Source organism: Streptococcus parasanguinis (genome assembly GCF_001578955.1).
GTDB classification, from domain to species: Bacteria; Bacillota; Bacilli; order Lactobacillales; family Streptococcaceae; genus Streptococcus; species Streptococcus parasanguinis_U.
The window spans coordinates 428506-436548 of record NZ_KQ969689.1 but is presented as its reverse complement, the minus strand read 5'-3'; the positions used below and the strand labels follow the sequence as shown (position 1 = coordinate 436548).

Below are 8043 nucleotides of genomic sequence, written 5' to 3'. Positions count from 1 at the left end.
CCAATGGAAGGGAACATCTCCTTTCCATTGGTTTTTTAGTTTGCTTTCATTTTCAAAAGGTTCCCTATATTTCGAGCGCAGGAAATCAGATTTCTTTCAGCATGAGCGAGTGCATCTGCTACCTCACAAGGCCCAAGTACGATAGAGAAGGCAGCATCAATGTTTTGACTAGGAAACGTAGGCAAATCCTCTGCTAAGCTACCACAAATGGCTATCACTGGTATCTTTTCTGGTGTTCGTTTGGCCACCCCAACAGGAGCTTTCCCAGAAAGGGATTGGAGATCCATCCTACCTTCTCCCACGACGACCAGATCTGCTTTTTGAACCTTACGATCGAAGTCGATTAGATCCAAACTTTTCTCAATTCCTGAAGAAATCTTCCCTCCTGCAAAAGCGACCAAGCCAGCAGCCATGCCACCTCCAGCTCCGGAGCCAGCCATGGACAATATTCGTGCATCTACTAATTGGTAAAAATCCTTCATAGCCTGGTCGACAGCTGGAAACAGAAGGGGATTCAAGCTTTTTTGCCCACCAAAAACATAGGTTGCCCCTTGACTGCCACAGAGAGGATTGGTTACATCTGTTAAGACTTGGAGATCGATGTCTTGCAAAGCTTTTGGAACCGCACTGGTATCTATTCTAGCCACACGACCGAGCGAAGCCCCAACAGGACGAAGCAGATGGCCTTGATCATCATAGAAGGCTACCCCAAGTCCAGCTGCCATCCCAATCCCACCATCATTCGTCGCAGAACCACCAATTCCCACACAGATCGTTTTAACCCCTTGGTCAACCAATTGCAAAATGAGCTCACCAATTCCTCGTGTTTCTAGTTCAAGAGGATTTCGTTTTTCAGCTGGAATCGAACCTAAACCGACAAGAGAAGCCATCTCAAAAAAAGCCATCTCATCTTTTTGATAGTAAGACATCGAAACGGGCTGTCCAAATGGTCCTGTTACTTGAGTTTGGTACTCCGTTACATTCAGAACTCCAGCTAGGGTTTCCATGGTCCCTTCGCCACCATCTCCTATGGGAAGGAGGTCAAAAGTCGCATCTGGTAGAGCCTCTTGAAACCCTTTTTTTAAAGCTTCTGCTACTTGTTTGGCAGATAAGGATTCTTTAAATGAATCCGGTGCTAATAAGATATGCATGCTGTTTCCTTTCTATACTTGTCTAAAATTTCAAGAACAAGGCTTAAATCCCTCTTCTCGATACGATATGGGGCTCGCTCAGCTACGATTGGCTTTGCCATAAAGGCAATCCCGATACCAGCTGTTTCAATCATCAGAAGATCATTGGCACCATCTCCCATAGCAATCGTCTGACTTCTTGGGACATGATTTTCTCTCGCCCATGTCAGGAGGGATTCTTTTTTCATTTCAGGAGTCACAAACTCACCGAGGACTTCCCCTGTCAAACGGCCATCAGAAGTCTGCAAACGGTTGGCTCGGACAAGATCAATTCCTAAAGACCTCGCGATGGGATCGATGACTTCATGAAATCCCCCTGAAACAAGGCCAACCTTGTAACCTCTTTGATGAAGTTCCGTGATCAAGCGATCTGCTCCCGGTGTGACTTCAATCTGCTCCAAAATTTTCGGAAAGATAGAGGTCTCTAATCCTTTCAATAAAGCGACACGCGCCTCTAAAGATGTTGCAAAATCCAACTTTCCATTCATTGCTTGTGCTGTAATCTTTGCAACTTTTCCCCCCACTCCAGCAACTTGAGCTAGTAGATCAATCCCTTCCTGTCGGATCAAGGTTCCATCTACATCCATAACGAGAAGACCTATTACTTCTTTCATCGCTTTCCTTTCTTATTTCTCCCTTACTATACAAAAATAGGGTTTAAATTTCAAGTTTCACTGATCATTTGAAGATTGTAAAAAAATGACCTCCTAAAAGGTCATTTTTCTGTTATTAGAAGCGAATTTGCTCCCTTGTTTTTTCATATGAAGTTACAAAGCGATCAGTCACTCCAGCTTCTACCATCTCTAAAGCATCTGAGATCACTTTAAAGGAAGCCGCATAGTCATATTCTCTTTCGAAAATATAAAGTGACTCATCAAAAGCTGCTTGAACATGATCATCAAATGAACGATAGCGATTTGAATATTGCAACAACTGCTCCGTTAAAGTAGCATTTTGTACAATTCGATACGTTGCTTCTTCCAATTCATTCATATCATTAGTCAAAATCTCTAACAAACGATTGGTTGATTCAATGTTAATCTTTTCGCCTTCTAATTCATCCATCAAAGCTTCTGTATTATTGCTTGCTGTGAAGAATAATTCCAAGAATTCTTGAGGGATTCCTGGCAAGTTACGCTTGTCCATATAGCGTTTGATCGCATGCAATCGATTCGCATAGATATTCGCTTTTTGGCGAGCGTTAGCATCATCCTTCTCAATTTTTGAAAGAGAATCATTTAAGTTGATTTGTTCATCTTCAATTTCTTTCAAACGAGCCTCAATTGCTTCTAGCTCTTCTTTCAAGATTGAATAAGCTTTTTGAGTTTCCGATGAATCTTTCAAAGCATCCTCAACCACGTCTTCTTGTGAAGATAGCTCAGCTTCTAACTCTTTTAACTGTTGGCTAAAAGATTCATTCAAGACGAATGTTTTACCGAGACGTTCCACTTCTGCTGCAAGGTTGCTGTTGTTATCTTTTGCATGTTTCAAATAACCAGGCAGTTGTTTCACCAACTTTTTCACAACCTTTTGTGATTCAATTTCACGGGTAAAGATGTGATACAAAGCATCAATTTCTTCTTGAATTTGCTCATTTTCGTAAATAGCATTGTCTAATTCAAGAGCTGACACATTTGCCATATTGTTCTTCAAGGAAGCATGCAATTGTTGGAAACGAGATTCTATGTCGGTTTCTGTGAAATGATAACCTGATTCCAAAAGCTTACGGTAACCACTTTCCAAATCTTCTAATTGATCTGGAAGTTTTGCCTGAAGAGCTGAGACAATCTCTGGTACACGTTCAACAATGTGTGTCAATGCTACGATGTGACTCTCAGCTGTATCAAGGATTTCAGCTGCTTCAACAGGATCTCCTGAAGAATTTAAAGTCACAAATTGTGAAAACTCAGACTGAATATTGCCGACTTGCTTTTCGATCTCAGAAAGTGCACTACCATAGCGATCTACATCTGAAGTTACTTCTTTTTGTAGGTTCTCAAACATATCCAAGGCATGAACCACACGGCCACTATTCTTTTGCTCTTGCTCTTCAAGATCAGAGAGGGCTTGGCGGATCGACTTGATATCTTCATCAATTAGCTGGATCTGACTCTCGATATTATTAATGGCTTGTTTAGCCTTCATGAAACGGAATGAATTATTAAAGCCTTCCGCTTCAAACAAATTGTTTTCAATATCAGCAAATGAATTTAAGGATAAATCTACCCATTTTTGATTCCATTCACGAAATGCAATTTGACTTTGACCAATCAAATGCATGTTTTTCACAGCCTCTACTTCATCGTTGACTGGAAGGTTGTATAACTTTTCTTTTCTTTCTTCCAGTGCAGCCAGTAAGGCTTCGTTCCGTTTTCTCAAAATCACTGCAACCACATATCCTACAATTAAGATGAGGGCTACAACAATGATGAGAATAATTAGTCCACTAGACATATAAAAACTCCTTCATCGTATTACTTGAACGTAATCCTAGTAATTATACCATAAAATATCCATTAATGGGAAGCGTTCGTTGAATTTTATACATCGAGTGTACTATATTCAGCGTTTTCTTCGATAAACTCACGACGGGGTTCTACTCGATCTCCCATCAACATATCAAAAATTTTATCTGCTTCAGCAGCATCATCTACAGATACACGCGCCATCAAACGATGTTCAGGGTTCATAGTTGTTTCCCACAGTTGGTGATCATCCATTTCTCCAAGACCTTTGTATCGTTGGATAGTTGGTTTTGAGCGACCTTCTGAATAGCGTTCCAAGGCTGCAGCTAATTCTGCTTCTTGGTTAGCACCTGGTTGGATATATTCTTTAATTTCACTACCCACTTTGACCCCATAGATCGGTGGTTGCGCGATATAAACATATCCTGCTTCCAAGACTGGTTTCATATAGCGATAGATCAAGGTCAATAGAAGGGTTCGGATATGAGCGCCATCGACATCAGCATCAGTCATGATCACTAATTTTTGATAACGCGCTTTTGTAACATCAAATTCTGCACCAAATCCAGTTCCCATTGCTGTAAATAGGCTACGAATTTCTTCATTAGCTAGAATTTTGTCCATACTTGCTTTTTCAACGTTCAAAATTTTACCACGAATTGGGAGAATCGCTTGAAATTCCCGATTCCGACCGGATTTTGCAGATCCTCCGGCTGAATCCCCTTCGACGATAAAGAGTTCTGTTTCTTGTGGATTATTTGAAGAACAATCTGCTAATTTACCAGGTAAGTTGGAAATCTCAAGCCCCGATTTCTTACGGGTCACCTCACGAGCTCGCTTAGCAGCCACCCGAGCTTTCGCCGCTAAAATCCCTTTTTCGACGATTTTCTTAGCAATTTGTGGATTTTCCAAAAGGAAATCAGAAAAGGCATCACTAAAGAGTCGATTGGTAATTTTAACAACTTCTGAATTTCCAAGTTTGGTTTTGGTTTGTCCTTCAAACTGTGGATTAGGATGTTTAACCGAGATAACTGCTGTTAAGCCTTCTCGAACATCCTCCCCAGTTAGATTGTCTTCGTTTTCTTTTAAGAGCTTATTTTTCTTAGCATAATCATTGATCACACGAGTGAGAGCGGTACGGAAGCCCTGTTCATGCGTCCCACCTTCATGGGTATGAATGTTATTAGCAAAACTCATGACCGTCTCATGGTAGCCTGTGGTATATTGCATAGCTACTTCAACTGTAATATCATCCATTTCACCATCTGTGTAGATTGGTTTTTCAAAGATGACATCCTTGTTTTCATTGATGTATTCGACGTAACTAGAGATCCCACCTTCGTAGTGGTAATGCTTTTCTTGCTCCAGGCCTTCTCGCTTATCCGTCAAAGAAATACGCAAGCCACGATTCAAAAAGGCTAGTTCTTGAATCCGTTTATTTAATTTTTCAAAATCATACTCGGTGGTTTCCGTGAAGATTTCTGGGTCTGGAATAAAGTGGACAGTTGTCCCTGTCCGATCAGTCTCCCCGATGACTTTCAAATCATCCACAACCTGTCCACGTCGATACTCTTGGTAATAGATACTGCCATTTTTATAGACGCGAACATCGAGGGATGTGGAGAGGGCATTCACAACGGATGACCCTACCCCGTGAAGACCACCAGAAACCTTGTAGCCGCCTCCGCCAAATTTTCCTCCCGCGTGAAGCACGGTAAAGACAGTTTCAACGGCAGGTCGACCTGTCTTTTCTTGGATATCCACTGGGATCCCACGACCATCATCGACAACCGTGATAGAATTATCTGCTTCAATGAAAACTTCAATATGACTAGCAAAACCGGCTAAGGCTTCGTCAATCGAGTTATCTACGATTTCCCAGACCAGGTGATGAAGACCTTCTTTTGAGGTAGATCCAATATACATTCCCGGACGCATCCGAACGGCCTCTAGTCCTTCCAAGACCTGAATCTGACTGGCGTCATATTCTTGTGCTTGATTTTCTTGCTGTTTATCCTCTGTCATAATTTCCCTTTTCTATTCAAATATAAACTGGTGTAAGTGTGGCATGGAATCAAATAAATAGGTCGAAAGCCCTGCAGCCTCCCCAGCTTCTATATCGATTGGACGATCTCCGATGACCAAACCATCTTGAATGCCATATTTTTCCTTCAAATAAAGCATAGAGGCTGGATCTGGTTTTCGAGGAAATCCCTCGTCTGCTGTTACAATCTCCGTAAAGGAAGGGGGCAATTCCTGTCTGTTCAATGAGGGTCAGAACTTGGCGATCCCGATGAGATACCAAAAAATGGCGTCCTCCATGTGCTTGTATCTCTGCTAGTAACTCTTTTGCCCCCTCAAATAAGACCGGCTCTTGCAAGCCCAAGGCTTCTTTTTTCTTGTATTCCGTACGAAAATTGGAAATATGAGGTGCAAAAGTTTGAATTGCATCCTGTGTTGAGATTTTTAATGCTGCATAAACAGAATCATGATCGGCTTGGATGTGAAAGTCCTTCAATGTCGCTACAAAGGCATTTGTGGACGTTTCGTAATTATCCAATAGCGTCCCACCAAGATCCCATATAAAATCATGATAATTCATAGTCAATATTATACCACAAATGGACAAAAAAATAAGCTAAAACCCTCATTTAGGGGGATTTTAGCCATTTTTTACGGTCATTTCATTTTAAACCAAAGAGAAGTCATTTTCCGTCATAGAATGTGATCTTTCACCAGAAAAAATGGTGTCCAAAAGAGCTCTTTTAAGCATCTCCAAAGACGTCTTGATAGAGCATTCCTTTACGAAGGTTTTGGGCATCTCCTCCAAATTGCTCTACCAAGGCATATGCTAAGGCAAGAGCAGTTGAAGGACCACGACTGGTCAGGAGATTACCGTCTTTCACCACTGTTTCTTTCTGATAGTGCCCATCTTGAATCTCTTCTTCAAAACCATCGTAACACGTATAGTTTTTTTCTTTTAAGAGGCCGGCACGCGCCAAGACAATTGGTGCTGCACAAATCGCAGAGATGATTTTTCCCTTCCTACTTTCTTCTTGAAGGGCTGCAATCAATTCCGGATTATCCCGCAAATTTGCGGCTCCTGGCATCCCACCTGGTAAGAAGATTCCATCATAATCTGACAGATCTCCATTCCAGAGGCGGTCTACTTCCACAGTGATCTGATGAGAACCTGTGACCGTTTCTTCCATACCAATGAGGTCACAGTCGATACCAGCTCGTCTCAAAACATCGACAATGGTCAAAGCTTCAATTTCTTCAAAACCGTTTGCTAAAATAGTTGCTACTTTTTTCATCTAGATTCCTTCTTTCTATTGCGCCCTCTTAAGGACAACTTTTTTACGGATTGGCACCCCTTCCTCTGGCTCTTTCTTTTTGCTACTATGATTGTAAATTGAGAGAACCAGTCCAACACCAATTAGATTACTAATAATAGACGATCCACCTTGTGAGATAAAGGGGAGGGGAATCCCCGTCAAGGGGAGAAGACCAGTCACTGCTCCGACATTTTCAAAAATATGAAAGACCAGCATCATAATAAATCCAATGGAAATATAGGTATAAAACTGGTTATTGGACTGGAGGGTGATTTTTAAAATTCGATAAATCAAAAAAACGTATAAAATCAGAAGCACAAGTGAGCCAACAAAACCAAAATCTTCTGCTATTACTGTAAAAATCATATCACTTTCCCGCACAGGAACTAATAAATTGGAAACATTAAATCCCTGGCCTGACACGCCCCCACTAGCAATAGCCAACTGTCCTTGCGCTTGCTGGTAGGTTGTCGTTTGTGCGTAATCAAAAGGATTTAACCAAGCCAAAATCCGATTGATTTGGTAGGTTGGCATTCTTAATTGCTGGTGAAGAAAAGCACGACCACCTTCTGATAAAAAGAGGAAGAGAAAGCCAGCAAGGCCTCCAACAATGAACAAGACCACTGGTAAAATGATTTTCCAAGAAACTCCTGAAATCAGGACTAAGCCAGCAAAGATCGCCAAAAATACTAAGGCTGTTCCCAAATCCTGTTGGAGAGCCAATAAGGCAAAGACAGGAATCGTATAGATCGTCAACTCTAGAATCAAAAGCCAATCTTGTCGCAACCAGCGCTCACGCCCCTTATTTCGTTGTAAAAATCGGACAATAGAGCGTGACAGCATTAGAATGAAAGGAATTTTCATAAATTCTGAAGGCTGAAATAAGGTGATGTTTCCATAAGCCACCCAGTTTTTAGCTCCTGTTGAAGCTACCAAGTTTGGATTATAAAAGATAAGAGGAAGGACCATCAAGATCAAGCCAAGTAGGTAAAGAAAGGGAGTGATTTTCCATAGAAATTTCGTGCTAAATATCGTGACAATCAAGCAAAC

General features: G+C 41.4%; 6 protein-coding genes and 1 pseudogene. All 7 read right to left on the bottom strand.

The window, feature by feature from the left end; translation table 11 throughout:
• Positions 1–35 precede the first annotated feature (35 nt).
• Positions 36–1151 (bottom strand): glycerate kinase, encoded by a 1116-nt coding sequence (locus SPADD19_RS02040; RefSeq protein ID WP_061455069.1) that lies wholly within the window; start codon positions 1149–1151, stop codon positions 36–38.
• Complete coding sequence (serB, locus tag SPADD19_RS02035; RefSeq protein WP_061455068.1) at positions 1136–1804, bottom strand: phosphoserine phosphatase SerB; 669 nt, start codon at positions 1802–1804, stop codon at positions 1136–1138. The genes SPADD19_RS02040 and serB overlap by 16 nt, the downstream gene beginning before the upstream one ends.
• A gap of 115 nt (positions 1805–1919) precedes the next feature.
• A complete protein-coding gene (gene ezrA, locus SPADD19_RS02030; protein WP_061455067.1) occupies positions 1920–3644 on the bottom strand; it encodes a septation ring formation regulator EzrA in 1725 nt (574 codons plus the stop codon).
• Positions 3645–3730: 86 nt separating this feature from the next.
• A complete protein-coding gene (gene gyrB, locus SPADD19_RS02025; RefSeq protein ID WP_061455066.1) occupies positions 3731–5680 on the bottom strand; it encodes a DNA topoisomerase (ATP-hydrolyzing) subunit B in 1950 nt (649 codons plus the stop codon).
• Positions 5681–5692: 12 nt separating this feature from the next.
• Positions 5693–6257, bottom strand: a pseudogene (locus SPADD19_RS02020) (HAD-IA family hydrolase).
• A gap of 163 nt (positions 6258–6420) precedes the next feature.
• Positions 6421–6972 (bottom strand): DJ-1 family glyoxalase III, encoded by a 552-nt coding sequence (locus tag SPADD19_RS02015; protein WP_013903859.1) that lies wholly within the window; start codon positions 6970–6972, stop codon positions 6421–6423.
• Between the two features lie 15 nt (positions 6973–6987).
• On the bottom strand, positions 6988–8043 hold a 1056-nt coding region (locus SPADD19_RS02010), incomplete at its 5' end, for an FtsW/RodA/SpoVE family cell cycle protein (RefSeq protein WP_241496408.1).